Here is a 24,157-nt window from a genome sequence, read left to right on the forward strand (position 1 = left end):
AATGACTGATCGAATCGAAATCCAACGCACCATCGCGGCTCCGGCGGCGGACATCTTCGCGGTGCTGTGCGATCCCCAGGGTCACGTGGCGATCGACTCGTCGGGCATGCTGCAGGACGCCGATGGCGGACCGGTCCAAGCGGTCGGCGACAGTTTCGTGGTCCATATGGATCGCGAGTCGCTGAATGATTTTCCGCAACTCGGGAAATACGACGTCACGGTCGAGATCAGCGAATTCGAACCGGACCGGCTGATCGCGTGGACGATCCTGGGTCAGATCCGGCCCCAGATCGGCCACGTCTACGGGTACCGGCTGGAACCGGCCGGCTCCGACGGCACCGTGGTCACCTCGTTCTACGACTGGTCCGACATCGACCAGAAGTGGCGCGACGCGGGAATTTTCCCCGTCATCTCCGAAGGCGCGCTGCGGGCGACGCTGGGCATCCTGGACCGAACCGTGCGCCGCGGCTATCCCCGCCATAGCGGCACGAGGTAAGCTCCGCGCCAGCGTCCTCGCAGGTCAACCCGGGTCTTCGCCGAACGCGTAGGACTACTCATTCGCAGCCCGCCGCGAACCGGGCATCCTGGTCGAATGCCCTTCGCCACATTCCTGCCCCTTCCGGCTGCGGTTTCCGAGGCAGCGGTGCGCGGACGCGACCGCGCGGTCGACGTCGCGCGCCTGACCGCACTGGTCGTCGTCATGTTCGGGCACTGCGCGCTGTTGCTGGCCACCATCGACTCCGACGGGGTACAGATCGGGAATCTGCTCGGCGCGCTGCCGGCAATAGCCCCGGTCACCTGGGTGGTCCAGGTGATGCCGCTGTTCTTCCTGGCCGGCGGTGCGGCCGGCGCCTACGGCTGGCACTCGGGCACGAAGTGGGGAGTGTGGTTGTTCACCCGCGCTCAGCGGTTGTGCCGGCCGGTGTTCTGGTACCTCGCGACGTGGGCCGCTGCCCTGGTAGTGGCGCAGGCGACCCTCGGAGCGGAATCCGCGGCGGGGCTCGGTCGCGAATGCGTGGCGCTGCTCTGGTTCCTCGGCGTCTACCTGGTGGTGCTGGCCTTCGTGCCGATGATGACTCGGATGCGCTCCGGGCGCGTGGTCGTGCTGGTGGTGGTCGGCTTGCTGGTGGCCGCTGCCGGGGTCGACGGGATCCGGTTCGCGGTCGGCACCGCCGAATCCGGTGTCGCGAACTTCGTGATCGTGTGGCTGATCCCGGTAGCGATCGGTGTCGCCTACGCGCGGCAGTTGATCGGTGTGCGCGCAGCGATCGTCGCGGCGCTGTCCGCGCTCGCCGCGCAGGTTGTGCTGGCCGTCACCGGAACATACGAGGTGTCGTTGGTGGTGACCGGTACCGAGCGGATCTCGAACGTGTCCCCGCCGACGCTGTTACTGGCGCTGCACTGCACCTGGATGTCGTGCATGTTCGTCGCTGTTGCCGGCCCGGTCCGCCGTTGGGCCGAGCGACCCAAGGTCTGGCGCGCGGTCATGGTCGGCAACGGCGGCGCGATGACTCTTTACCTGTGGCACATCCCGGCGATCGCGGTGGCCACCTTCGCTCTGCATGCCGTCGGCCTGGATGCCTATGACGTGCACGCACCGGGGTTCTGGGGGCTGTTGGCGTTGCGCGCCTTGGTGTTCGCCGCCGTCATGGCGGTGACCTTTCGCCTGCTGTCGCCGCTCGAACATCGGCGGCTGCCATGGTGGGACGCGCCAGTCGAACCCGGCAGATGGTCGGCGGTGGCCGGGGCGCTGGTCTGCGCAGCCGGCATTGCGCTGGTGCTGCTGGCGAAGAACGGCTTGGCCGGGGTCGACGGGTGGACGGCACTCGGCGGTTTCCTGACGGCCGCGGCGGCCGCACGGCTCAGCGTCGGCCGACGGGTACCGGCGATCAGCTAGGCCGCGCCATCACCGAGTCGGGTGCTGCCCAGTCGGTCGATACCTTTCGGTGCTGGATCAGCCATGTGTGGCCGTTTGGTACCAGAATGTCGCGATAACGACCGAAGTGGTCGAGCCCGACGTGAGTTGCGACCGTGAAGTACGACGAGACCTCGGCACGTTGCGGAGCCAGCTCGGTGAACCACACGTTGGTCAGGATGTGCCGGACGACGGGTTTGACGTCCGAACCGGTGGTGGCGACGCCACCCGCCACGTTGCCGAGAAACGCCGCGATGCCGGACCGGCCGCGCAGCGGTTCCATGCCACGAACCTCGAGAACGCCGTCCGCACAGAACGTTTCGGCCAGTGCTGTCACCCGCCCGGCGTCACCCGACCAGTTGTACCGCGCGAGGGTATCTCTGATCTGTTCGCGGGCAACCAATTCCCAGAGTTCCACGTCTTGCTCCTCTCACCCGAAGGGACGGTTCTCGCGCACACCGCGGTACAAACCCCAGCGGACGATCCCCGGCATCACCACCCGCTCGACCGCCCAAGCGGGAAAGCGGAACGCATGACCGGTGGGGAAGAAGACCTCCAACCCGTCGGGCTGGATACCCACCAACGAACCCCACCGCCGATGGGGGGCACGGAAAGGCTGCAACGGGCGCCCGGCGAACGCAGCACGAATGTTGCTGGCCACCAACGCATCTCCGCGGTTTCGGGCCGAGCTGCGCAGCGGATCGGTGGCGGCGACGTCGCCGACGGCGAACACGTCCCGATGCCCGGGAGCCCACAGCTCCGGTGTCACCCGGACGAATCCGCATTCGTCGAGCAGTTCGGGCGGCAACCATTCGGTGTTGGGGCGCACCCGGCCGATCGCCCAGAGCACGGCGTCGGCGACGGCCGGGGTCTGTCCGGTGCTCCAGCGAACGGGGTCACTGGTGATCTCGTTGCCGGTGAAGCTGTCGGTGATCACGGCGCGGTGCCCAGGATGCAGGCCCACCTCGAGTCCGGTCAATCGGGCATGGACGCGGTTCCAGATACGCGGGTGGTACTCGCGCAGCGGGCGGTCCCCGGGGAAGTACAGGTCGATCTGCTTGTCCGGCCACGTCGTGGCCAGGTTGACGGCACTGCTGACCGCGGCCGCTCCGCCGCCGATGACGGCCACCGACTTCGCGGTCGCCAGCCGCTCGTGGGCGGCGTAGAGCTGCGCACCCACATCCGCAGGCGACTGCAGCGTGGGCTGACGCCAGAACCCGTTACTGACCCCGGTCGAAATGACCAGCGCGTCAAAGCATTCGGTGACGACCGTGCCGTCGGCGCGTCGGGCCGCGACGGTGCGGCCTGTCAAGTCCAGCCCTGTCAGCGTCGCTTGGACGGTGCGCACCCGGTCCAGTCCCCGGAAGCGGTCGAACGGTATCCAGTAGTCGCGCGCCCAGTCATCGGGACGGGCCAGCCTCACGCCGAGCTCCTGCCCGCTGACCAGCCCGGGTTTCGCCGAGATTCCGACGACGTCGGCATGCTGAGCCAGCCGGATCGCGGTCAACAAACCCACGTCACCCAAGCCGGCGATGACGACGCGCTTGCGACTCATGCCGGGGCGTGCCGCGGTGGTCGCGGCACGAAGCGGGGCACCCGGTCCATGACGTGTCGATATTCGGGCCGGCGCTCGAGACTGCGCGTCTCCATCATCGGGATGCTGGCACCGAGGAACATCCCCAGCATCGCCAGTGCCCCCAGGATTTGCCACCACGCGTCCGACGGTGCGACGGCCACTCCGAACAATGCCAGGGAGAGCCAGAAAGTGAACTCCCCGAAGTAATTCGGGTGCCGCGACCAGCTCCACAGTCCCTGGTCCATCACCTGGCCGGGGCGCCGGTTCGCCACGAACCGGTGCAGCTGAACGTCGGCGACCAATTCCAGGGTCACCGCGGCCAGCCCGACGACGAAGGCCGTCACCGTCAGCCACCGCATGTCGCTGCCGGGACGCGTCACGCAGACATACACGGGCAGCATCGCGGCGAAGACCTGAACCGTCGGGATGAGGTGGATTGCGACCAGGTCGACGACGAACTCCCAGCGCCCGGCGCGCTCCCGGAACATTCCGTAGCGCCAGTCCTCGTGATGCAGTCCGGGAAATCCGTACACCCAGTTGGCGGTCAACCGCACCGCCCACACCGTGACCAGTACCGCGACCAGCCAACACCGCAGTTGGTCCACGCCGGACTGGCTCCACCAGTAAAAGGTCAGCAGCGGCGGAATGACGCTCCAATAAGCGTCGTAGAAACTGGAATTGCGATACCCGCGGCTGAACGCGAACACCACCAGGGTCGCCAGCACGTCGGCGACGAACGTGTCCAGCCAGAGGCGTCCGGTGGTCGGTCCCCATGCCAGCCAGACGGCGGCGACGCCGACCGCGACCACGTATGCGACGGTCACCAGCGCCAGCGAACGCGTCTTGCTCATCACCGGTTCATTGCTGCGACTGTGCTTTTCGAGAATCTCGTCGGCGGTGAGAAGCCATCGGGTCTCCTTGCCCATGCTGCCCGGGAGGCCCCGGTCGGGCAGACTGTAACACGTTCTAGTACAGCGACCGGTGACGTCAGGGCACGGGGGACTCGTTGGTCACGGCCTGATAGCCGCGGGCACCGGCCCGGTCCACCGCAGCCTTGACCACGCCGAAGATCAGTCCTTGCAGGCCGGCGCCGATCAGCGCGGAGCGCATGGAGTTGCTGAGATCCTTGGGATCCGGCGGCGCGGGTTCGTCGTTGCTGAATCGCTTCCACACCTGGCTGAAAACGGCGCCGGCCAGCAGCCCACCGGTCACACTGGTGACGATCGACAGCGGCATGTACAAGGTTTTCGACTTCGCGCTCATGACAATCCTTCGTTTCCGGACGGTTGCTTAATCAGATACCCGGCGACGACGCCGTCGAATCGGCACCGAACGTCGGTCGGGTATCGGCATCGGCGGCGTGAACTCGTGGTTAATCGGTGCGCTCGAGCCGCAATACGAGCACGGCGCGACCCTCGACGGTGATCTTGCCCTGCGGCGGCAGCGGATCGTTCTGCTCGACTTGTCCGTCGCCGGTCGCGGTATCGAGCACCGGAATCCAGTTCGGCCCGAATTCGTCAGGGGGAAGGACGAATTCGATCGGCTCGTGATGGGCGTTGAAGCACAGCACGAAGGAATCGTCGGTGATGCGCTGACCGCGCGTATCGGTGCCCGGAATGCCCAGCCCGTTCAGATACACCGCCACCGACTTGCCGAAGCCGGAGTCCCAGTCCTCGTCGCTCATTTCCGAGCCGTCGGGGCGGAACCACGAAATATCCGGTATGCCCGCCGAACCGCGGTGGCGCACCGGGGCGCCGGTGAAGAAGCGCCGCCTGCGAAACACCGGATGCTCGGCCCGTAGGGTGGTCACCGCACGGGTGAACTCGATGAGCTCGGTGTCGGCGTTCTCCCAATCGATCCAGGTCAGTTCGGAGTCCTGGCAGAAGCCGTTGTTGTTGCCGTTCTGGGTGCGGCCGAGTTCGTCTCCGTGACAGATCATCGGAACACCCTGCGACAGAATGGTTGTCGCCAAGAAGTTGCGTTGCTGGCGGGCGCGCAGCGCGTTGATCTCGGGATCGTCGGTAGGACCTTCGGCGCCGCAGTTCCACGACCGGTTGTGCGACTCGCCGTCGTTGTTGTCTTCGCCGTTGGCTTCGTTGTGTTTCTCGTTGTAGGACACCAGGTCTCGCAGCGTGAAACCGTCGTGCGCGGTGACGAAGTTGATGGAGGCCACCGGGCGTCGCGCGGTGTGCTCGTAGAGGTCGGCCGAACCGCTGAGCCGGGACGCGAACTCGCTGAGGATGGCGTCCTCACCGCGCCAGAAGTCGCGGATGCTGTCCCGGAACTTGCCGTTCCATTCCGTCCACTGCGGGGGGAAGTTGCCCACCTGGTAGCCGCCAGGGCCGACATCCCACGGTTCGGCGATGAGCTTGACCTGGCTGACGACCGGATCCTGTTGCACCAGTTCGAAAAACGTGGAAAGGCGATCGACATCGTAGAACTCGCGGGCCAGTGTGGAGGCCAGATCGAACCGGAAGCCGTCGACGTGCATTTCGGTCACCCAGTAGCGCAGCGAGTCCATGATCAGCTGCAGGGTGTGCGGATGCCCGACGTTGAGGCTGTTGCCGGTGCCGGTGTAGTCCATGTAGTACCGCTTGTCGTCCTCGACCAGCCGGTAGTAGGCGGCGTTGTCGATTCCGCGCATCGACAGCGTGGGCCCCATGTGGTTGCCTTCGGCGGTGTGGTTGTACACCACGTCGAGGATCACCTCGATGTTGGCTTCGTGCAGGGTGCGCACCATGGCTTTGAATTCCTGCACCTGCCCGCCCGGATTGTTGCTGGCGGTGTACTTGAAGTCAGGGGCGAAGAATCCGATGGTGTTGTAGCCCCAGTAGTTTGACAGCCCTTTGTCGATCAGCGTCGAGTCGTTGGCGAAATGGTGCACCGGCATCAGCTCGATGGCATTGACGCCCAGGTTGGTCAGGTGTTCGATGATCGCCGGGTGCGCGATCGCCGAGTAGGTGCCGCGGATGCGCTCGGGGATCGCCGGGTGGGTCTGGGTGAGGCCCTTGACGTGCGCCTCGTAGATGAGGGTGTCGGCGTATTCGTGACCGGGCGGCCGGTCCACCCCCCAGTCGAAGTACGGGTTGATCACCACCGACTTGGGCATGTTGGCGGCCGAGTCCTCGTCGTTGCGGCTGTCGGGATCGCCGAAGTTGTAGCTGAACAGCGACTGGTCCCATTGGAAGCTGCCGTCGATCGCCTTGGAGTATGGGTCGACCAACAGCTTGTTGGGGTTGCAGCGCTGACCGTTGCCGGGATCGTAGGGACCGTGCACCCGGAATCCGTACCGCTGACCCGGCTCGACGCTGGGCAGAAACGCGTGCCAGACGAATCCGTCGACCTCGGGCAGCGCAATCCTGGTCTCGTTGCCCTCGTCGTCGAACAAGCACAGCTCGATCCGTTCGGCGAGTTCGCTGAACACCGCGAAATTCGTCCCGGATCCGTCGTAGGTCGCGCCCAGCGGGTAGGCCTTGCCGGGCCAGACTTCGGGACGCTCTTCCGGAGCGGTCCTGTCGCCGGCGGTGCCCTGCGAACTGCCAATGGTGACCACCGTGCCTCCTAGATGTGGGTGTCCGATCCGGACCGCGACCCCCGCCTGTATATCCGCTGCAAGGGCGACCTAAGCATGAGATGTCTCTCAATGCCCGACGCATTACCGTGGGCGCGGCGGCGTCGCCGTCAAGGTGGTGCGTGCTGCGTGAATTCGCCTGCGGCGACGGTGGTTTCGGGCTCCCGCACGGCTCGTCGTCTCGCCGGATGACGACCGACGAATGGATTGCGACACGGTCACGGACGGGTACCTATTGTCTGCTCAACGGTCACAACGGTCACAACGGTCACTATCGTCACATCAACCCACTGCGGACGTCAATTCGGCGTCCGACCCTGGAAAGGTGCGACATGTCGGCGATTCCTCGCTTCGTTTCGGTATCGCTGGCAGCGACAGCCACGATCGGGCTGCTGCTCCCGACCGTCCTTGTCCCGGGGCTGACACCCAACGCGCATGCGCTGCCGTGCAGCGCGCCCGAAGCCAACGTCCCGCCGCCGGCCAACGCGGTGGTGACCAACCCGGGCGGCAAGGTGCTCGGCCCGATGAACAAGCGGCCCCGCGGTGCGAATGATCGCGCCCCGCTGCCGCGGGTGGGTCCGCTGCAGCGCGTCCAGCAACCTGGTCAGCGGTATTCCGCGCCGCTGCAACAGCAGGCGCTGGTCCCCGGCGCCAACCCCGCGCCGCCGGCCCCGGCGCCTCCCGCAGCCGGCCAGCAGGCCCCCGCCGGACAGTTGGCCCCCGAGGCGGCCGTCCCGCCCAACCCGGCGCCGGCACCGGCCGTGCCCGAGGGTGCACCGGATTCCGGTGCTGCTCTGGGAGGCTCGAACACCGCGCTGGTCGAGTGGGTGACCGGTCCGGAAGGCCCGAACAAGACCCTCGAGCGCTTCGGCATCTCCGGTACCGATCTCGGGATCCTCTGGGACAACGGCGATCCCGCCAACCACCAGGTGCTGATGGCATTCGGCGACACCTTCGGCTACTGCGCCGTCAAGGGTGACCAGTGGCGCTACAACGTGCTGTTCCGCAGCACCGACCAGGATCTGTCCCATGGACTGCACGTGTCCGCCGGTGATCCGTCCAACCGATACGCCGGTTCCCCGACACAACAGCCGGGCTTTTCCCGACAGGTCATCAACAGCATCAAATACGCGAAGGAAGAGACGGGAATCATCCCGACCGCTGCCATCTCCGTCGGAAAGACGCAGTACATCAACTTCATGTCGATCAAGGACTGGGGTCGCGACGGCGAGTGGTGGACCAACTACTCGGGGATCGCGATGTCCACCGACAACGGCCAGAACTGGGCTGTCTACCCGGGCACCATCCGTGCAAACGGACCCGATGCCGCGCGGGTGCCGTACGTCGAGGGCAACGAGAACTTCCAGATGGGCGCCTACGTCAAGGGCGGTGACGGTTACCTGTATTCGTTCGGCACTCCGAATGGTCGCGGTGGGGCGGCGCACCTGTCGCGGGTGCAGCCGCGCTTCATCCCCGACCTCACCAAATATGAGTACTGGAACGGGGATTCGAATTCCTGGGTCCCGAACAAGCCGTCGGCGGCCACACCGGTGATCCCGGGTCCGGTCGCTGAGATGTCGGCCCAGTACAACACCTACCTCAAGCAGTACCTGGTGATGTACACCAACGGCGCCAACGACGTCGTGGCGCGGACCGCGCCGACGCCGCAAGGACCGTACAGCCCGGAGCATCTGCTGGTTTCGAACTTCCAGATGCCCGGCGGTGTCTACGCGCCGATGATGCATCCCTGGTCGACGGGCAAGGACGTGTACTTCAACCTCTCGCTGTGGTCGGCATACGACGTGATGCTGATGCACACCACGCTGGGGTAACGAGTCACTCCTTGCCGCGCGGCGGCGGTTGCACCTCCACGCCGCTCGACTCGTGCTCGGGGCCGGAGTCCGGGTGCTCGGCAGGGACCCGCTCGCGGGAACGATTTGCCTCACTGTATTCGTGGCGAGGGGTGGACCGCTCCCCGCTGCGGTACGGTCCGGGCTTCGGCCGTGGCTTACCGCCCGGGAACGCCAGTCGGAAGATGGTGCGGTGCACCATGAACCACTGTTTAGAGAACCGCCCGGTGTTGTAGGGCAGCTCGTAGCGCTCGCAGATGTCCTTGATCTTCGGCGCGATCTCGGAGTACCGACTGGCCGGCATATCCGGATACAGGTGATGCTCCACCTGGTAGCCGAGGTTGCCGCTGATCACGTGGAACAGCGGACTGCCGTCGATGTTGGCCGCGCCGACCAACTGGCGCAAATACCACTCCGGGCGCGTCTCGTCCTCGACTTCTTCCTCGCTGAACGTGTAGGTCTGGTCGGGAAAATGCCCGCAGAAAATGATGGCGTGTGCCCACACATTACGGATGACATTGGCCAGCACGTCGGCGGCCAAGGTGCGCAGGTAGGTGCTCTCCACCCCGGGTAACACCTTGTCGAAGAATGTGGCTGCCGCGCCCACCCGTCCCGTGCCCGAAATCTTGCGCAGACGCCGGCCGAGTCGCGATGCCGCCGGCGGTTCGAGTTGTCCACCGAAGGCCAGTTGTACCAAGGCATATGCGCCCGCACTGATTACCGGCCATCCGATGTAGTCCTTGATGATCTGCGAGCGCGCCTTGACGCTGATGCCTTTCAGGTCCTTGCGCACCTCCGACCACGGCTTCTCCCTGGCCCGGATCGCCTCGATGTCCATGTCGTGTACGGCGACACCCCACTCGAACAGGATGGTGAGCAGCAAGTTATAGAGCGGTTGCCCCAGGTAGTACGGACGCCACTTCTGATTGGGGTCGATCCGCATGATCTCGTAGCCGAGATCCTTGTCCTTGCCCCGGATGTTTGTGTACGTGTGATGGATGTAGTTGTGCGAGTGCCGCCATGACTCCGCAGTTGACGCGGTGTCCCAGTCCCATTTCGAAGAATGAATATCGGGATCGTTCATCCAATCCCATTGACCGTGCATCACGTTGTGCCCGATCTCCATGTTCTCCAGGATCTTCGCCAGCCCCAGACACGCCGCGCCGACGACCCACGCGGTTCTAGATCGAGAGGCCAGTAGCAGGACCCGGCCCACCACCACAATTTGGCGCTGGGCGGTGATGACCGACTTGATGTACCGGCGGTCGCGGTCACCGAGATCGGCGAACACGTCGTCATGAATCGCGTCGAGTTCTTTACCCAGCTTCTCTCGCTCTTGTTCCCCCAAATGGGCGAACGGGCTTTCGGTACGTTGCACCGTAGAAGTCACTGCGGTTCCTTTCGATCACAGTTCTAGTTCGACGTCGCCTTCGGCGGCATTGATGCAGATCCGAACTTCCTGCTCGGTGGGTTCACTGATGTCACCGGAGCGCAGATCACGCAGCTTTCCCGATTTGAGGGTGCCCACGCAGGTGTGGCAGATCCCGATGCGACATCCGAACGCGAGTTCCAGGCCGGCGTTCTCGCCTGCTTCCAAAATGGATGTGCCGCCGTCGCATTCGACCGTCTTGTCACTCTTGAGGAAGTTGACTTCGCCGCCTTCGCCGTCGCCGGCGTCACCGCCGATCTTCGGCTGGAATCGCTCGAAGTGCAGGCGATCCGGATCGCCGTTTTTCTCCCAATGCTCGATCAGCGCATCAAGCATCTCTTCCGGTCCCGAGCAGAACGCTTCACGCTCGCGCCAGTCCGGGCACTCCTCATCCAGGTCCTCGGGTTCGAGTCGGCCGCGATCTCCGGTCAGGCGAATGTCCAGTCGCATCTTCTCGTGACGGCCGTCGAGATCTTCGAGGACGGACAAGAACATCACTTGCTCGCGGGTGCGAGCGGAGTGAATGTGCACCACGTCGCCCAGTTCATCGCGGTGATCGAGGCTGCGCAGCATGCTCATGATCGGCGTGATGCCACTGCCGGCGCTGATGAACAGCATCTTGTCGGGTAAGGGCTCGGGCAGGGTGAACACGCCTTCGATCTCGCCGAGTCGCACCAGTTCCCCGGGCCGGATTTTCTCGACCAGATAAGGCGACACCACACCGCTGTCCACCTTCTTGGGCGTCACGCTGATCAGACCGTCGACGGGTTCCGGATCAGATGTCAGCGAGTACGCGCGCCAGTGGTAGACCCCGTCGATGACGAGACCCAGCCGCACATACTGGCCGGGTTTATGGCCGGGCCACTCGTAACCCGGGCGAATCAGAACGCTCGAGGCTTCCGAGCCCTGGGACTCGACCCGCTCGACCTTCCCGCGCAACTCCTTCGTTGTCCATAACGGGTTGATCATCTCGATGTAGTCGTCGGGCTGTAGGGGCTTGAATAAGTTCCGGACAGCTTTCAGGAACAACCTACGGCCACGGGATACCTGAGGCTGAGCGCCGCGTTCCGCCATGGGTCCAACAGTACACAGTTGTTCACTCAGATAAAACAAAGATCCGAAATATGTTGCATAGCAATGATTATGAGAGATCCTGCATTCGACACGCGGGTACCACACGTTCACTGTGAGTGTAGGTCGTGTATTGCATGCCCAGCCTCGCTCGCGGCTGGGCTGCCCTGTGCAGATTCCCCGACTTCTGTGCAGGTCAAACCCACAACCAAACCTTTGTTGCGTTCTCGTCCGCGCGGTGCCCCGCTCAACCCGGCCAGTTGGCTGGTCGCTTCCGGGCGCGGGCCCACCAGAACGCGGATGCCGGCGCCGCAGCCGAGACTGGGTTTGCGCAACGTGGCCGCAGGCTACTATGCCGCCATGCCGCTCGACGAAGGCTCCACGTTCGCCGGATACACCATTGTCCGGCGGCTCGGATCCGGCGGGATGGGTGAGGTCTATCTGGCTCAACACCCGAGACTGCCGCGCCAGGATGCGCTGAAGGTCGTCAAGGCCGATGTATCCGCGGACAGCGAATACCGCGAGCGTTTTTATCGCGAGGCCGAGACCGCCGCGGCCCTATGGCACCCGCACATCGTGGCGGTGCACGACCGTGGCGAAACCGACGGGCAGCTGTGGATCGACATGGACTACGTCGACGGCACCGACGCGGGCGCTCTGCTGGAAGAACGCTATCCGAACGGGATGCCGGGACCCGAGGTCGTCGAGATCATCACCGCGGTGGCCGAGGCGCTGGATTACGCGCACGAACACAAGATGATGCACCGCGACGTCAAGCCCGCCAATATGCTCATTGCCCAGCCCGATTCACCGGCTCGACGAATCCTGTTGGCCGACTTCGGGATTGCCGGCCTGGTGGGCGAATCGACCGGCTTGACCGCCACGAACATGACGGTCGGCACCGTCGCCTACGCGGCCCCCGAACAACTGATGGGCAACGACCTGGACGGCCGGGCGGACCAGTATGCACTCGCGGCGTCGGCCTACCAGCTGCTCACCGGCTCGCCCCCGTTCCAGCACACGAACCCGGCGGTGGTGATCAGTCAGCATCTCACCGCGGCACCCCCGCCGATCGGCGAACGGCGTCCCTCCCTGGCCGATCTCGATCCGGTGTTCAGCAAGGCGCTGTCCAAAGATCCCAAAGACCGCTACCTGCGGTGCGTCGACTTCGCGCGTGCGCTCGGCCATCACCTGGGCGACACCGGTGACGCCGACGAGACCAACCTGTCCCTGCCCGCGGTCGCGTCGCCGCCATCGAGTAGGTCGCTGCTGCGGCCCGCCGTCCTGGTCCCCGGGGTTCTGGCGATCTTGCTGGTGATCGCCATTGTTTTCGGGCTGCGGGAGTTCCTGCGTGCCGACGAAGACGAGCGGGCCGCGACCGCTTCGCTGACCGCGACGACCACGGCGAGCGCGGCACCGTCGGCGCCCGCTACCACCTCCGCAGCCGCCGGCACACCGATCCCGGGAAACGTCGAGCCGGTACCGGTGGTCGCGATCGGTGCGGAGTGTTACCCGCTTGGCAGCGTCGGAACGACACGGGCCGACGCCGACGCTTTCTGCTCGCCGCTGCAGGGCGTGCAGGACCCGGACAAAGGCATCTGGTCGCTGACCAAGGGGCCCGTCGCGAGTCCCACCGTCACCTCGGCTCCGGGACCCAACGAGACGCCGCTGCCCAGTGAGCAAGAGACCCCGGTTCAGGTCTGCGTGCAGCAGACCGGGCAGACGCGGCTGCAGTGCCTGGAGGAGATCCGCCGAGGCAACGCGCCGCCACGCCGCTGATCGGCCGCCGCAGCATCGGTAACACATATTTGACGTCTTCCTTCTGCAAACGACCAACCTGCCGATACAGTTGTCTGCGATGACCCAGACAGCTGCCCCGCCTGTGTTGACCGTGCGGTATGACGGAGCCGAACGCACCTTCGCAGCAGGCCACGACGTAGTCATTGGGCGTGACTTGCGCGCGGACGTCCGCGTCGCACACCCCCTCATCTCCCGCGTGCACCTGTTGTTGCGGTTTGACCAGGGCCGATGGGTCGCCATCGACAACGGCAGCCTCAACGGGCTGTATGTCGACAACCGACGTGTGCCGGTTGTCGACATACAGGACGGGCAGCGCGTCAACATCGGCAACCCGGACGGCCCGGCACTGGACTTCGAGGTGGGCCGCCGGAGCCAGGGAACGGTGGGTCGCCCGCCGCCGACGACGGCGATGGCGATACCGGCGCGGCCCAGCGGTCCGATTCCCCAACAGAGCGGCCAGAATTGGGGACAGCCGCCGGCGCCCCCGTCGACAGCGCGGATGCCCGCGGCGCCGCCGTCGGGACCGCAGCCGCGCTACCCGTCCGGCCCGCAACCGATGCACCCGCAGCAAGGCGGACCGGGTTCGTCGCCGCACATCTACCGTCCCGCCGCCGGAGCGCAGCCGCCGCCGGTGATCGGCCGCACGGCCGACGTGGGCGGCAGGACTTCGATGATGAAGATCCTGCGGCCGGGCAAGGCCGGCGGCGACCTGCCGCCGAACGCCATCAAGATCGGTCGCGCCGACGACAACGACATCGTCATCCCCGAGGTGCTGGCCTCGCGCCACCACGCGACCCTGATCCCGTCGCCCAACGGCATCGAGATACGCGACAACCGCAGCATCAACGGCACCTTCGTCAACGGCACCCGGGTCGAGTCCGCCGTGCTGCGCGACGGCGACGTCGTCACGATCGGCAACATCGACCTCGTCTTCGAGAACGGTGTCCTGTCCCGTCGCGAAGAGAGCCTGCTCGAAACCCGTACCGGCGGACTGGACGTGCGCGGGGTGACGTGGACGATCGAGGGCAACAAGACGCTGCTGGACAACATCTCGATCACCGCACGCCCCGGAATGCTTACCGCGGTCATCGGTCCTTCCGGTGCGGGCAAATCGACCTTCGCCAAGCTGGTCGCCGGCTACACCCACCCGACCAGCGGCACGGTCGCCTTCGAGGGTCACAACGTGCACGCCGAGTACGCGTCGCTGCGCAGCAGGATCGGCATGGTGCCGCAGGACGACGTCGTCCACGGTCAGCTGACTGTGCGTCAGGCTCTGATGTACGCCGCCGAGCTGCGCCTGCCCCCGGACACCACCAAGGAAGACCGCGAACAGGTGGTCGCCCGGGTGCTCGAGGAACTCGAGATGACCAAGCACCTCGAGACCCGCGTCGACAAGCTGTCCGGTGGTCAGCGCAAACGCGCCTCGGTGGCGCTGGAGTTGCTCACCGGCCCGTCGCTGCTGATCCTCGACGAGCCGACCTCGGGTCTGGACCCGGCCTTGGACCGGCAGGTCATGACGATGCTTCGGCAACTGGCCGACGCCGGGCGTGTGGTGCTGGTCGTCACCCACTCGCTGACCTACCTCGACGTCTGCGACCAGGTGCTGTTGCTGGCGCCGGGCGGCAAGACCGCGTTCTGCGGGCCGCCGAGCCAGATCGGCCCGTCCATGGGCACGACCAACTGGGCCGACATCTTCAGCACCGTCGCCGACGACCCGGACGGGGCCAAGGCCCGGTACCTGGAACGCACCGGTCCGCCACCGCCAGTGCCGCCCACCGAGCAACCCGCCGAGTTGGGTGAGGCGGCGCATACCAGCCTGCTCCGGCAGTTCTCCACGATCGCCCGACGTCAGCTGCGGCTGATCATCTCCGACCGCGGCTATTTCATCTTCCTGGCGATATTGCCGTTCATCATGGGTGCGCTGTCCATGTCGGTGCCCGGTGACGTCGGTTTCAATGCCCCGAACATGGCCCCACCCAATCCGAGTGACGCTCCCACCGAGCCGGCTCAGATCTTGGTGCTGCTCAATGTCGGTGCGGTGTTCATGGGGACGGCGCTGACCATCCGCGACCTGATCGGCGAGCGGGCGATCTTCCTCCGAGAACAGGCGGTGGGCCTGTCCACCACCGCCTATCTGCTGGCTAAGGTCTGCGTGTACACCGTCATGGCGCTGGTCCAGTCGGCGATCGTGACCATCATCGCGCTCCTCGGCAAGCCCGGCCCCAAGGTGGACGCCTCCGTGCTGGGCAGTGCCGCGCTGGAGCTCTACGTCGACATCGCGGCAACCACGGTCGCGTCGGCCATGCTCGGATTGGTGTTGTCGGCCGTCGCCAAGTCCAACGAGCAGATCATGCCGCTGCTCGTGGTGGCAGTCATGTCGCAGCTGGTGTTCTCCGGCGGCATGATCCCGGTGACCAACCGGATGGGCCTGGACCAGATGTCGTGGGTCACCCCGGCGCGATGGGGCTTCGCGGCGTCGGCCTCCACCATCGACCTGACCACGTTGTGTCCGGTGCCCCAGGTGCCGAAGGACTCGCACTGGAAACACACCGCGGGCGCCTGGATCTTCGACATGGCGATGCTTGTGGTGCTGAGCATCTTCTACCTGGGCTTCGTGCGCTGGAAGATCCGGCTGAAGAGCGGCTGATCACTCGGCGGTGCCGCCGCCGCGGGTGTCGATGACCCGTTGCGCGATGTCGACGAGTTTGGAGTTGCTCTCCTGGGACAGGGCGCGCAGCATCTGGAACGCACGTACCTCGTCGACGTTGTAACGCTCCATGATGATGCCTTTGGCCTGCCCGATGCGGTCTCGGGTGGACAGCGCCGCCTGCATGTTCTCGTCCTGGCGTCCGGCCAGGATCGCCGCGGCGGCATGCGCCGCGAGCACGGTGCCGATGGTTTCCGCTTCGGCGTCCCAGACGCCGGCTTCGAACCCGAAGAGGTTCAGCGCGCCCGCGGTGCGTTCGGCGGTGTAGAGCTTGAAGGACAACCCACTGAGCACGCCGAGTTCGAGGGCAGCCGGCGAGTATTGCGGCCAGCGTTCTTCGGTCCGGAAATCGTCGGTCCGCACGATCGTGTCGTGTAGCGCGGCCTGATAGCAGGGGCCCTCTTGGAAGCGGTGTTGCAGTTCGTCGAGTTTTTCGGGCAGCTCGGTGACATCGCCGAGCGATTCGAACGTGCCGCCGCGGTGGACCAGCAGCACTCCGGCCGTGTCGGCGCCGGGTATCAGCTCGACGGCAGCCGCGGTGACGTCGCTCAGAATCTGCTCGATGGTGCGCGGCGTGGCTATGGTCTGCGCCAACTTGGCCATGCGCACGGCCAGGTCATGCTTGTCCGAAGTCATGCTGATATGTCTACCCGTTGGTGCGCTCCGCTGAGCGGTGCGTCCCGACGACTACCGAGCGACGCCGTCGCGTGGCGCCGCTCGGCAGCCCGGACCCGACCCGGTCTGGTGTTTATCGGAGGCTAGCGCGCCCAATTGCCGTGCTGCGGTGCCGTCCAGTGGGTCGGCTGAAGGGCCGATTGCTTGGGGCGGAGGAACAGCGAGCCGGCGGCGGAGCGATTGCGCAGGGCCGATGCCCGCCAGGTGTTGACGGGGTGGGAGGCCATCATGTTGGAGAGCCACACGAAAAACCCCGTCTCCGTGCTGGCCCGGTCGGCCATCCCATCGAAGTCCACCCAGCGCAGCAAGTACTTACCGGCGCTGAGCACTCCGATGGCGCGGCGGGCGCCCTCCGGGCGGAACGCGTAGCCGTAGTTGTCGGCGGTGTACTCCATCGACCGGGACAGCGCTTGACCGAGGAACGGAACCTTCATGGCCAACTGGCTGAGCTGTCGCCAGTAGGAGGCGTGCCCAGCCGCGATGTGTCCGACCTCGTGACCGATCACGAAAGCCAACGCCTCGGGGTCGCGAGCCTGGCCACCGACCTCGAACAGGTCGCTGTACACCACCACATACCGGCGGAAGCCGTGGCCGCTGGCGAACGCGTTGATCTGTCCGTTGCCCAAGACGACGTAGGCGTCCGGGACTTCGGTCAGACCGAACCGCTGTGCCGCTTCGACGACCAGCCAGTAGCCTTCCGGAAACTGGGTGGGCGACATTTTGACACCGTTGGTGCGTTGCCGGCCGTAGTTCAATCCTCGGCCCAGGAACAGCGCCAGCGGCGTGGCAAGCACCGAAAGCCACAGCAGACTGGTCTTGCCGGATACCACTACGGCGATCGCGATCAGGTAGAGGACCACGCTGGTCAAGATGACCAGGACCAGCAGACCGATCTCCCACGGGTGGCGAACCGGCTGATCCCGGTAGCCGACTGGGCCCGATGCTGGTCCGGGCGGCGCGTGGTGCGATCCGGGGAAATGGGCGTGATGGTGTGCCGGCGAGTCGACAATGGCCATGACGGTGCCTGAGCTCCTGTATGAGGTCAGCCCGCTCCCGGTTGGTGGCGGGCCACATCAGACTTCGGCAACGGTCTTAAAGGATTCTCTATAAATCCTTGGAGCCCGATAAATTCACCGGTCAGAAAGTTGAACCTGGACGCGCCTCCGGGACCACCAGCCCCGGACGTCGTTTCCTATCATCATGGCTATGCACGCCAGCGCGTTGACGATGGCGCGATCGCCCGCCTATGCGGCTGCAGACGCAGCCCGCTACCGCGCGGCGGGCTGGTGGTCGGATACGACGCTGTCCGACGCGGTGCGCGGTCACGCACAGCACTCGCCGGAGCGCACGGCGTACCTCGACTCGCGGCAGGACCGTGCGGCAGCGGCGCTGACGTGGCACGAATTCGACACCGCCGGCAACGGCTTTGGCTGGACGGCTGGTCGCCTGCGGGGTCCGGCTCGGCGACCGGGTCGCGGTGTGGCACGGTGATTCGGCGGCCATCCACGTGTTGTTCGTCGCCGTCGAACGCTGCGGCGCCGTCGTGGTCGGCATCGGCGCGCGCGCCGGGGTGCGGGAAGGCGCTCATCTGTTGCGTGCCACGCAGCCCACGTTGCTGATCAGCGATCCGCCGCGCGGGGCGGCAGCGACTGATGCGGCCACCATGGTGGGACTGCCGGTGCTGATCCTGCGCCCCGACTTGCGTCTGGACCCGGACGTGCGCCCCGGTGCCGTCGAGGCTGCCGCTCAGTTGGGACCCGACGACGTCTTCCTGATCAACTCGACCTCCGGGACCACCGGACTACCCAAGTGCGTGGTGCACACCCAGAACCGTTGGCATTACTTTCATCGGAAGGCCGTCGCCCACGGGCTGCTGACCCCCGACGACGTAATGTTGCCGGTGATCCCGATGCCATTCGGATTCGGAATATGGACCAGCCACACCACCCCGATTCACCTGGGTGCGACCACGGTGATCCTGGAGCGGTTCACCACCGCTGCGGTGTACGAAGCGATAGCCCGACACCGTGTGACCGTATTATGTTGTGTCAGTACGCAATTGACGATGCTGATGGCGGACCCGGATCGCCGGGGGCACGACATGAGCTCGCTGCGGGTGGTCTTCACCGGCGGCGAGGCGCTGCCGTACCGGCCCGCTGCGGAGTTCGAGGACCTCAGCGGCGCCCAAATCCTGCAGTTCTATGGCTCCAACGAGACCGGAGTGCTCAGCGGGACCACGCTGGACGACCCGCAGCAACAACGCCTGCGAACCGGCGGGCGGATAATCCCGGAGATGTCGGTACGTCTTTTCGACGGTGACCTCGACGTCACCCACACGGGTCGCGGCCAGCCCGCTTGCCGGGGCCCGGCGACCAGCCTCGGGTACCTCAGCGGTTTGGAAGGCGGCTTGGAAGGCGGTTTGGGAACCGGTACCGACCACGACGAATTGTTCACCCGCGACGATTGGATGCGGATGGGCGACATCTGCGAGATCGACGCCGACGGCTACCTGACAGTCACCGGACGAACCTCGGACTTCATTCTGCGGGGCGGCAAGAACATCAGCGCCGCCCAGGTCGAAGACGCCGCCATGACCCATCCGGCACTCGCGGGGGCGTCGGCGGTTGCCATGCCCGATCCGGTGTTCGGCGAAAAGGTCTGTCTCTACGTCGAACTCGTCGGCCGCCGTAGCCTCGAACTGAGCGAGCTCGTCGAACATCTACTGGCGCTGGGAGTCTCGAAGGAATTGCTGCCGGAGCGGCTTGTGGTAGTCGGCGAGCTTCCGCGCTCGTCCGGGGGTAAGGTCGCCAAAGGCCAGCTCCGCGAGGATATCCGAAGCAGGATGGAGGCCGCCGATGAATGCTCCTGACGCACGCCGGGGCGGACTGGAAGTGTGGGCGCCTTCGGTGGTGCCGCCGATCGGCGTCGACCTGTCCGACGAACAGGCGCTGGCGATAGCCTTCCGCCACCTCGCGTCCATCGGGTTCGCCGAGAACATGGCCGGTCACATCACCTGGCAACCCGACGGGCAGAGCGAGATGTTGGTCAACCCATGGGGGTTGTGGTGGCAGGAACTCACCGCCTCCGACATCTGCACGGTGGACGCCGACGCGCGGGTGATCCGCGGCCGCTGGGACGTCACTCCGGCCATCCACATCCACACCGAACTGCACCGGGTACGCGACGACGCTCGGGTCGTCATCCACAACCACCCGTACTACGTGTGCGTGCTGGCGGCTCTGGGCCGGCTGCCCGAACTCGTCCATCAAACCGGTGCGTTGTTCCTGGACGATCTGTGCCTCGTCGAGGATTACGACGGGGAAGTTGACAACCCCTCTCGCGCAGCCGATCTCGCGGCACACATCGGCGGGGCAAACCTGACGATCCTGGCCAACCACGGGGTCATCGCCACCGGACGCACCCTGCCGGAAGCCGTCTACCGCGCGGCGTCGATCGAGCGGGTGTGCAAGCTGGCCTACGACGTCCTGCTGACCGGCAGATCGCCGTCGGAGATGAAGTGGTCGGACATGAAGGGCATGCAGGCCTCGCTGATCGAGCGTGCCGCCGTCGTCTACTGGGCGGGAGCAGCACGCATGACGATCAAAGCCGACCCCGATGTGCTCACCTAACCCTGCGCGAGCAGACGCAAAAGCACCCAATTCTTACCGAATTGGGGTGCTTTTGCGTCTGCTCGCCACCTAAAGGAGACCCCGGCATGAAATCGATCGACGACCTGGCCGCCGACCTGAACTTCACCACCGCAAAGACCGGCGCCGAGCGGTCGGTGACGTTGCTGCCGGATCCGCCTCGGGCGCAACGCCGCTACACGGTCATCTCGGTGGACGACCACATCGTCGAGCCGCCGGACACCTTCACCGGGCGGTTGCCGCGCAAGTTCGCCGACCGCGCACCGAAGGTCGTCGACACCCCCGAGGGCGGACAGACGTGGGTCTACGACGGCCACATACTGCCCAACGTCGGGTTCAACGCGGTGGTGGGGCGGCCCGTCTCTGAGTACGGGTTCGAACCGGTCCGATTCGACGAAATGCGCAGGGGCGCTTGGGATATCCACGCTCGCGTCCGGGACATGGACCTCAACGGTATCTACGCGTCGCTGAACTTCCCGTCGTTCCTGCCCGGATTCGCCGGCCAGCGCCTGCAGCAGGTCACCGGGGATCGCGACCTGGCCCTGGCCGCGGTGCGGGCCTGGAACGACTGGCACCTGGAGGCGTGGGCCGGCCCCTATCCCGGTCGGATCATTCCGTGTCAACTGCCCTGGCTGCTGGATCCGGCGCTGGGTGCGGCCATGATCCGGGAGAACGCCGAACGGGGTTTCCACGCGGTGACGTTCAGCGAGAACCCGGCCATGCTCGGCTTGCCGAGTATCCACTCCGGTCATTGGGACCCGATGATGGCGGCGTGTGCCGAGACCGGCACGGTGGTCAACCTGCACATAGGGTCCTCCGGTTCGTCACCGTCGACGACCGCCGACGCCCCGCCGGACGTGCAAGGCGTGCTGTTCTTCGCCTACGCGCTCTCAGCGGCGGTGGATTGGCTGTATTCCGGTCTGCCCAGCCGGTTCCCCGACCTCAAGATCTGCCTGTCGGAGGGCGGAATCGGTTGGGTGGCGGGGTTATTGGACCGCCTTGACCACATGCTCAGCTACCACGAGATGTACGGCACCTGGCAGGCGCTGGGCGAAAGACTGACTCCCGCCGAGGTTTTCACGCGCAACTTCTGGTTCTGCGCGGTAGAGGACAAGTCGTCGTTCATGCAGTACGACCGCATCGGGGTGGACAACATCATGCTGGAGGCCGACTATCCGCACTGCGACTCGACGTGGCCGCACACTCAGCAGACGATCCACGAACAGATCGGTGGGTTGCCCGACGACGTCATCCGCAAGATCACCTGGGAGAACGCGTCACGGCTGTATCAGCATCCGGTGCCGGCCGAAATCCAGCGCGACCCCGAAGCCTTCTGACATCAGGTGACCCATTCGGGTTGCTCGGCGGTGTCCACCGCCGAGAAGTCCTTGTGCCCCAGCCCGGCAACACAGCCCCCGTCGACGACGAACTCCGAGCCGGTGGAATAACTGGACTCGTCGCTGGCCAGGTACACCACCAGGCTGGACACTTCCTCCGGTTCGGCGGCGCGGCCCAGCGCGGTCTGGAAGATGTCCTCGGGCACCCACTCGGTCATCGGCGTCTTGATCAGTCCGGGATGGATGGAGTTGACCCGGATACCGCTCGGGCCGAGCTCCAGCGCGGCGGACTTGGTCAGGCCGCGGACCGCGAACTTGGTGGCGGTGTAGCCGTGGCAGGCGATGGTGCCGGCCAGACCCTCGATGGAAGAGATGTTGATGATGGATCCGCGACCGGCCGCCTTCATCGGTTTCACGACCGCCCGGATGCCGAGAAAGACACCGGTCAGGTTGATGTCGAGGATCCGCTGCCACTCCGACAGTGCGTAGTCCTCGAACGTCCCGATGTTGATGATGCCGGCATTGTTCACCAGGATGTCCAGCCGGCCGAACTCTGTCACCGCGAGCTCGACGGCGGTATCCCAATGCTCGGGGTCGGTGACGTCGAGATGCAGGTAGCGTGCCGCGTCGCCGACCTCGGCCGCGACGGCCTTGCCCTCGTCGTCGAGGATGTCGCCGAACACCACTTTGGCTCCCTCGGCCACCAACCTCCGGACGTGCGCGGCACCCATCCCGCGGGCGCCGCCACTGACGAGAGCGACCTTGTCGGTCAATCGGTTTGACATCCAAACTCCTATCTGGGACCGGCCGCGGGTAATCGTGGCACACCCGCCGGCACGGGTCCACCATACGCATGACAGTCGATGTATGGCCGCCGGACCCGAGCAGGTCGCTACGCTGGGTCGAGCTGACAGGGGAAGGACATGGTGAACACGGACCACGTCGACTTCAGTGCCGTCCCGTGGGGGTCGGTGGAGTGGACAAACCTGGTGACACTGTACCTGCGGGCATATGAAAGCCGTTCGCCGCGAACCATTCTGGGGGACCACGAGGCTGCCGCGGCCGTGAACCGGATCACCTACGACTTCGGCCGGATGCGCCGCACCATGCTGCCCGCGGTGAATCAATATCTCGTCGCCCTGCGCGCCAAACGGATCGACGATTGGTGCGCCGCGTTCTTGCAACGAGAGCCCGACGCGGTCGTACTGCATCTCGGTTGTGGCCTCGACGCCCGGGCGTTCCGGCTCGCCGTGCCCGAGTCCGTGCAGTGGTACGACCTGGACCAACCCTCGGTGATCGCGTTGCGTCGTCGGCTCTACGAGCAGACCGACCGGTACCGCATGATCGGCTCGTCGGTCACCAGCCCGCAGTGGTTGACTGACATCGCGACCGGACGGCCCACGCTAGTCGTCGCCGAGGGACTGCTCATGTATCTACCCGAACGCGACGTCCGCGAGTTGCTGAGCCGCCTGACCGATCAATTCGCCAGCGGCGAAATGCTTTTCGATACCGTCGCACCGTTCGGACCGGTGTTGTCCAGGGTGTTCACCAAGGGAATCGTCAAGTGGGGAATCCGGGACGTCCGCGCTTTGGAAGCCTGGAATCCGCGACTGCATGTTTTGGAGCGCCGGCCGGTGCTCGCCGACCACGACAAGATTCCGGTGCGGCCGGTACGTCTGATTTACAAAGGGCTTTCGCGAATTCTCGGATCCTCCTACGACGTGCTGAACCGCTTCGGCTACTGACCCGTACCGCCCATCGACTAGCGTCACTGTCATGCAGCTCACCGGCAAGACAGTTCTGCTCACCGGTGCGACCGGCGGCCTGGGCCGCGCGATCGCCAAGGCGCTCGCCCAGCGGGGCGCCCATCTGATCCTGAGTTCGCGCAAACAGCAAGAACTTGACGACCTGTCGGCCTCGCTCGTCGGCGACGGGCACCGGACGATCGTCAGCGATCTCGCTGACCCCGGCGCCGGCCTGGCTCTGCTCGGCGCGGCCGGCCCGATCGACGTGCTGGTCGCCAACGCGGCGCTGCCGGCCTCGGGCAAGCTGGACAGCTACACCGCTGAGCAGGTCGACCGCGCCCTGCGAGTCAATCTCGAGGTGCCGGTGCAGATGACCCGCGAACTGATCCCGGCGTTCGTCGAACGCGGGTCCGGCCACTTCGTCTACATCTCGTCGATCTCCGGCAAAGCGGCCACCGCCCGCGCGTCGCTGTATGCGGCAACCAAGTTCGGCCTGCGCGGCTTCGCTTTCTGCCTGCGGGATGACCTGCGCCCCGAGGGCATCGGCGTCTCGGTGGTGAGCCCCGGAATGATCGGCAACGCAGGCATGTTCGCCGAGTCCGGCGCCCCGGCACCGGCGTTGATGGGCACCGGGACACCGGAACAGGTGGGCGCCGGTGTGGTCACCGCCATCGAACGCAATCGGCGCGAAGTGACGGTCGCGCCACTGCAGCAGCGACTGCTGGGACAGTTCGCCGCCACCGCCCCGGAAGTTGCCTCACGTCTGGCCGGAAACATAGCCGTGAAGGCAGCGGACCAAGTCGCGGCCGGACAGACCCACAAGCGGTGAAAATG

Annotated in this window: 19 protein-coding genes and 1 pseudogene; 10 read left to right on the forward strand and 10 right to left on the reverse strand. The window is 65.7% G+C overall.

Annotation, left to right across the window (positions count from 1 at the left end; all coding sequences use genetic code 11):
• Nucleotide 1: 1 nt before the first annotated feature.
• Together AC5Y46_RS13535 and AC5Y46_RS13540 are read left to right on the forward strand one after the other, a co-directional pair.
• Entirely contained in the window at nt 2–496 is a 495-nt protein-coding gene (locus AC5Y46_RS13535) for an SRPBCC family protein (RefSeq protein ID WP_499991607.1), read from the forward strand.
• A gap of 96 nt (nt 497–592) precedes the next feature.
• Nucleotides 593–1,897, forward strand: coding sequence for an acyltransferase family protein (locus AC5Y46_RS13540; RefSeq protein ID WP_499991608.1), 1,305 nt, complete (start codon nt 593–595; stop codon nt 1,895–1,897).
• On the opposite strand, the gene AC5Y46_RS13545 is transcribed toward AC5Y46_RS13540, so the two are convergent.
• From AC5Y46_RS13545 to glgX, 5 genes are all read right to left on the reverse strand, one after another.
• A complete protein-coding gene (locus AC5Y46_RS13545) occupies nt 1,890–2,333 on the reverse strand; it encodes a nuclear transport factor 2 family protein (protein ID WP_499991610.1) in 444 nt (147 codons plus the stop codon). The genes AC5Y46_RS13540 and AC5Y46_RS13545 overlap by 8 nt on opposite strands.
• 12 nt (nt 2,334–2,345) lie before the next feature.
• On the reverse strand, nt 2,346–3,470 hold the full coding sequence (locus AC5Y46_RS13550; protein ID WP_499991613.1) for an FAD-dependent oxidoreductase: 1,125 nt from the start codon (nt 3,468–3,470) through the stop codon (nt 2,346–2,348).
• Nucleotides 3,467–4,342 carry a DUF1295 domain-containing protein gene (locus AC5Y46_RS13555; protein ID WP_499991614.1) on the reverse strand — a complete coding sequence of 292 codons (876 nt, stop codon included), beginning with the start codon at nt 4,340–4,342 and terminating at the stop codon, nt 3,467–3,469. The genes AC5Y46_RS13550 and AC5Y46_RS13555 overlap by 4 nt, the downstream gene beginning before the upstream one ends.
• 136 nt (nt 4,343–4,478) lie before the next feature.
• Nucleotides 4,479–4,754 carry a DUF4235 domain-containing protein gene (locus AC5Y46_RS13560; RefSeq protein WP_499942640.1) on the reverse strand — a complete coding sequence of 92 codons (276 nt, stop codon included), beginning with the start codon at nt 4,752–4,754 and terminating at the stop codon, nt 4,479–4,481.
• A gap of 109 nt (nt 4,755–4,863) precedes the next feature.
• Nucleotides 4,864–7,035: a glycogen debranching protein GlgX gene (gene glgX / locus AC5Y46_RS13565; RefSeq protein WP_499991777.1), complete on the reverse strand. Its 2,172-nt coding sequence runs from the start codon at nt 7,033–7,035 to the stop codon at nt 4,864–4,866.
• Nucleotides 7,036–7,394: 359 nt separating this feature from the next.
• On the opposite strand from glgX, the gene AC5Y46_RS13570 reads away from it, so the two are divergent.
• Complete coding sequence (locus tag AC5Y46_RS13570) at nt 7,395–8,894, forward strand: glycoside hydrolase family 183 protein (protein WP_499991616.1); 1,500 nt, start codon at nt 7,395–7,397, stop codon at nt 8,892–8,894.
• Nucleotides 8,895–8,898: 4 nt separating this feature from the next.
• Here AC5Y46_RS13570 and AC5Y46_RS13575 read toward each other — a convergent pair whose 3' ends face one another.
• Both AC5Y46_RS13575 and AC5Y46_RS13580 read right to left on the reverse strand, forming a co-directional pair.
• A complete protein-coding gene (locus AC5Y46_RS13575; protein ID WP_499991618.1) occupies nt 8,899–10,302 on the reverse strand; it encodes a fatty acid desaturase family protein in 1,404 nt (467 codons plus the stop codon).
• A gap of 15 nt (nt 10,303–10,317) precedes the next feature.
• Complete coding sequence (locus AC5Y46_RS13580) at nt 10,318–11,415, reverse strand: ferredoxin reductase (RefSeq protein ID WP_499942874.1); 1,098 nt, start codon at nt 11,413–11,415, stop codon at nt 10,318–10,320.
• A 357-nt stretch (nt 11,416–11,772) separates the two neighbouring features.
• Here AC5Y46_RS13580 and AC5Y46_RS13585 point away from each other — a divergent pair, with 357 nt between their 5' ends.
• Complete coding sequence (locus AC5Y46_RS13585; RefSeq protein ID WP_499991621.1) at nt 11,773–13,191, forward strand: serine/threonine-protein kinase; 1,419 nt, start codon at nt 11,773–11,775, stop codon at nt 13,189–13,191.
• A 79-nt stretch (nt 13,192–13,270) separates the two neighbouring features.
• A complete protein-coding gene (locus AC5Y46_RS13590; protein WP_499991624.1) occupies nt 13,271–15,859 on the forward strand; it encodes an FHA domain-containing protein in 2,589 nt (862 codons plus the stop codon).
• Here AC5Y46_RS13590 and AC5Y46_RS13595 read toward each other — a convergent pair whose 3' ends face one another.
• Both AC5Y46_RS13595 and AC5Y46_RS13600 read right to left on the reverse strand, forming a co-directional pair.
• A complete protein-coding gene (locus AC5Y46_RS13595; protein ID WP_499991625.1) occupies nt 15,860–16,555 on the reverse strand; it encodes a GAF and ANTAR domain-containing protein in 696 nt (231 codons plus the stop codon). It lies immediately after the preceding gene.
• 122 nt (nt 16,556–16,677) lie between these two features.
• On the reverse strand, nt 16,678–17,610 hold the full coding sequence (locus AC5Y46_RS13600; RefSeq protein ID WP_499991627.1) for a M48 family metallopeptidase: 933 nt from the start codon (nt 17,608–17,610) through the stop codon (nt 16,678–16,680).
• A 190-nt stretch (nt 17,611–17,800) separates the two neighbouring features.
• Here AC5Y46_RS13600 and AC5Y46_RS13605 point away from each other — a divergent pair.
• The 3 genes and pseudogenes from AC5Y46_RS13605 to AC5Y46_RS13615 all read left to right on the forward strand — a co-directional run bounded on the left by AC5Y46_RS13605 (nt 17,801) and on the right by AC5Y46_RS13615 (nt 21,578).
• A pseudogene (locus tag AC5Y46_RS13605) lies at nt 17,801–19,463 on the forward strand (class I adenylate-forming enzyme family protein).
• Nucleotides 19,450–20,223, forward strand: coding sequence for a class II aldolase/adducin family protein (locus AC5Y46_RS13610; RefSeq protein ID WP_499991629.1), 774 nt, complete (start codon nt 19,450–19,452; stop codon nt 20,221–20,223). Before AC5Y46_RS13605 ends, AC5Y46_RS13610 begins: the two are co-directional and overlap by 14 nt.
• A gap of 86 nt (nt 20,224–20,309) precedes the next feature.
• Nucleotides 20,310–21,578: an amidohydrolase family protein gene (locus AC5Y46_RS13615; protein WP_499991631.1), complete on the forward strand. Its 1,269-nt coding sequence runs from the start codon at nt 20,310–20,312 to the stop codon at nt 21,576–21,578.
• A 2-nt stretch (nt 21,579–21,580) separates the two neighbouring features.
• On the opposite strand, the gene AC5Y46_RS13620 is transcribed toward AC5Y46_RS13615, so the two are convergent.
• The gene (locus AC5Y46_RS13620) at nt 21,581–22,363 is read right to left on the reverse strand and encodes an SDR family oxidoreductase (protein ID WP_499991632.1); all 783 of its coding nucleotides are present in this window, start codon (nt 22,361–22,363) and stop codon (nt 21,581–21,583) included.
• 138 nt (nt 22,364–22,501) lie between these two features.
• Here AC5Y46_RS13620 and AC5Y46_RS13625 point away from each other — a divergent pair, with 138 nt between their 5' ends.
• Nucleotides 22,502–23,323: a class I SAM-dependent methyltransferase gene (locus AC5Y46_RS13625; RefSeq protein WP_499991634.1), complete on the forward strand. Its 822-nt coding sequence runs from the start codon at nt 22,502–22,504 to the stop codon at nt 23,321–23,323.
• Between the two features lie 31 nt (nt 23,324–23,354).
• Nucleotides 23,355–24,152, forward strand: a complete 798-nt coding sequence (locus tag AC5Y46_RS13630; RefSeq protein ID WP_499991636.1) for an SDR family NAD(P)-dependent oxidoreductase — start codon at nt 23,355–23,357, stop codon at nt 24,150–24,152.
• Nucleotides 24,153–24,157: the final 5 nt, after the last annotated feature.

It is taken from the genome of Mycobacterium sp. NGS59 (assembly GCF_059812345.1).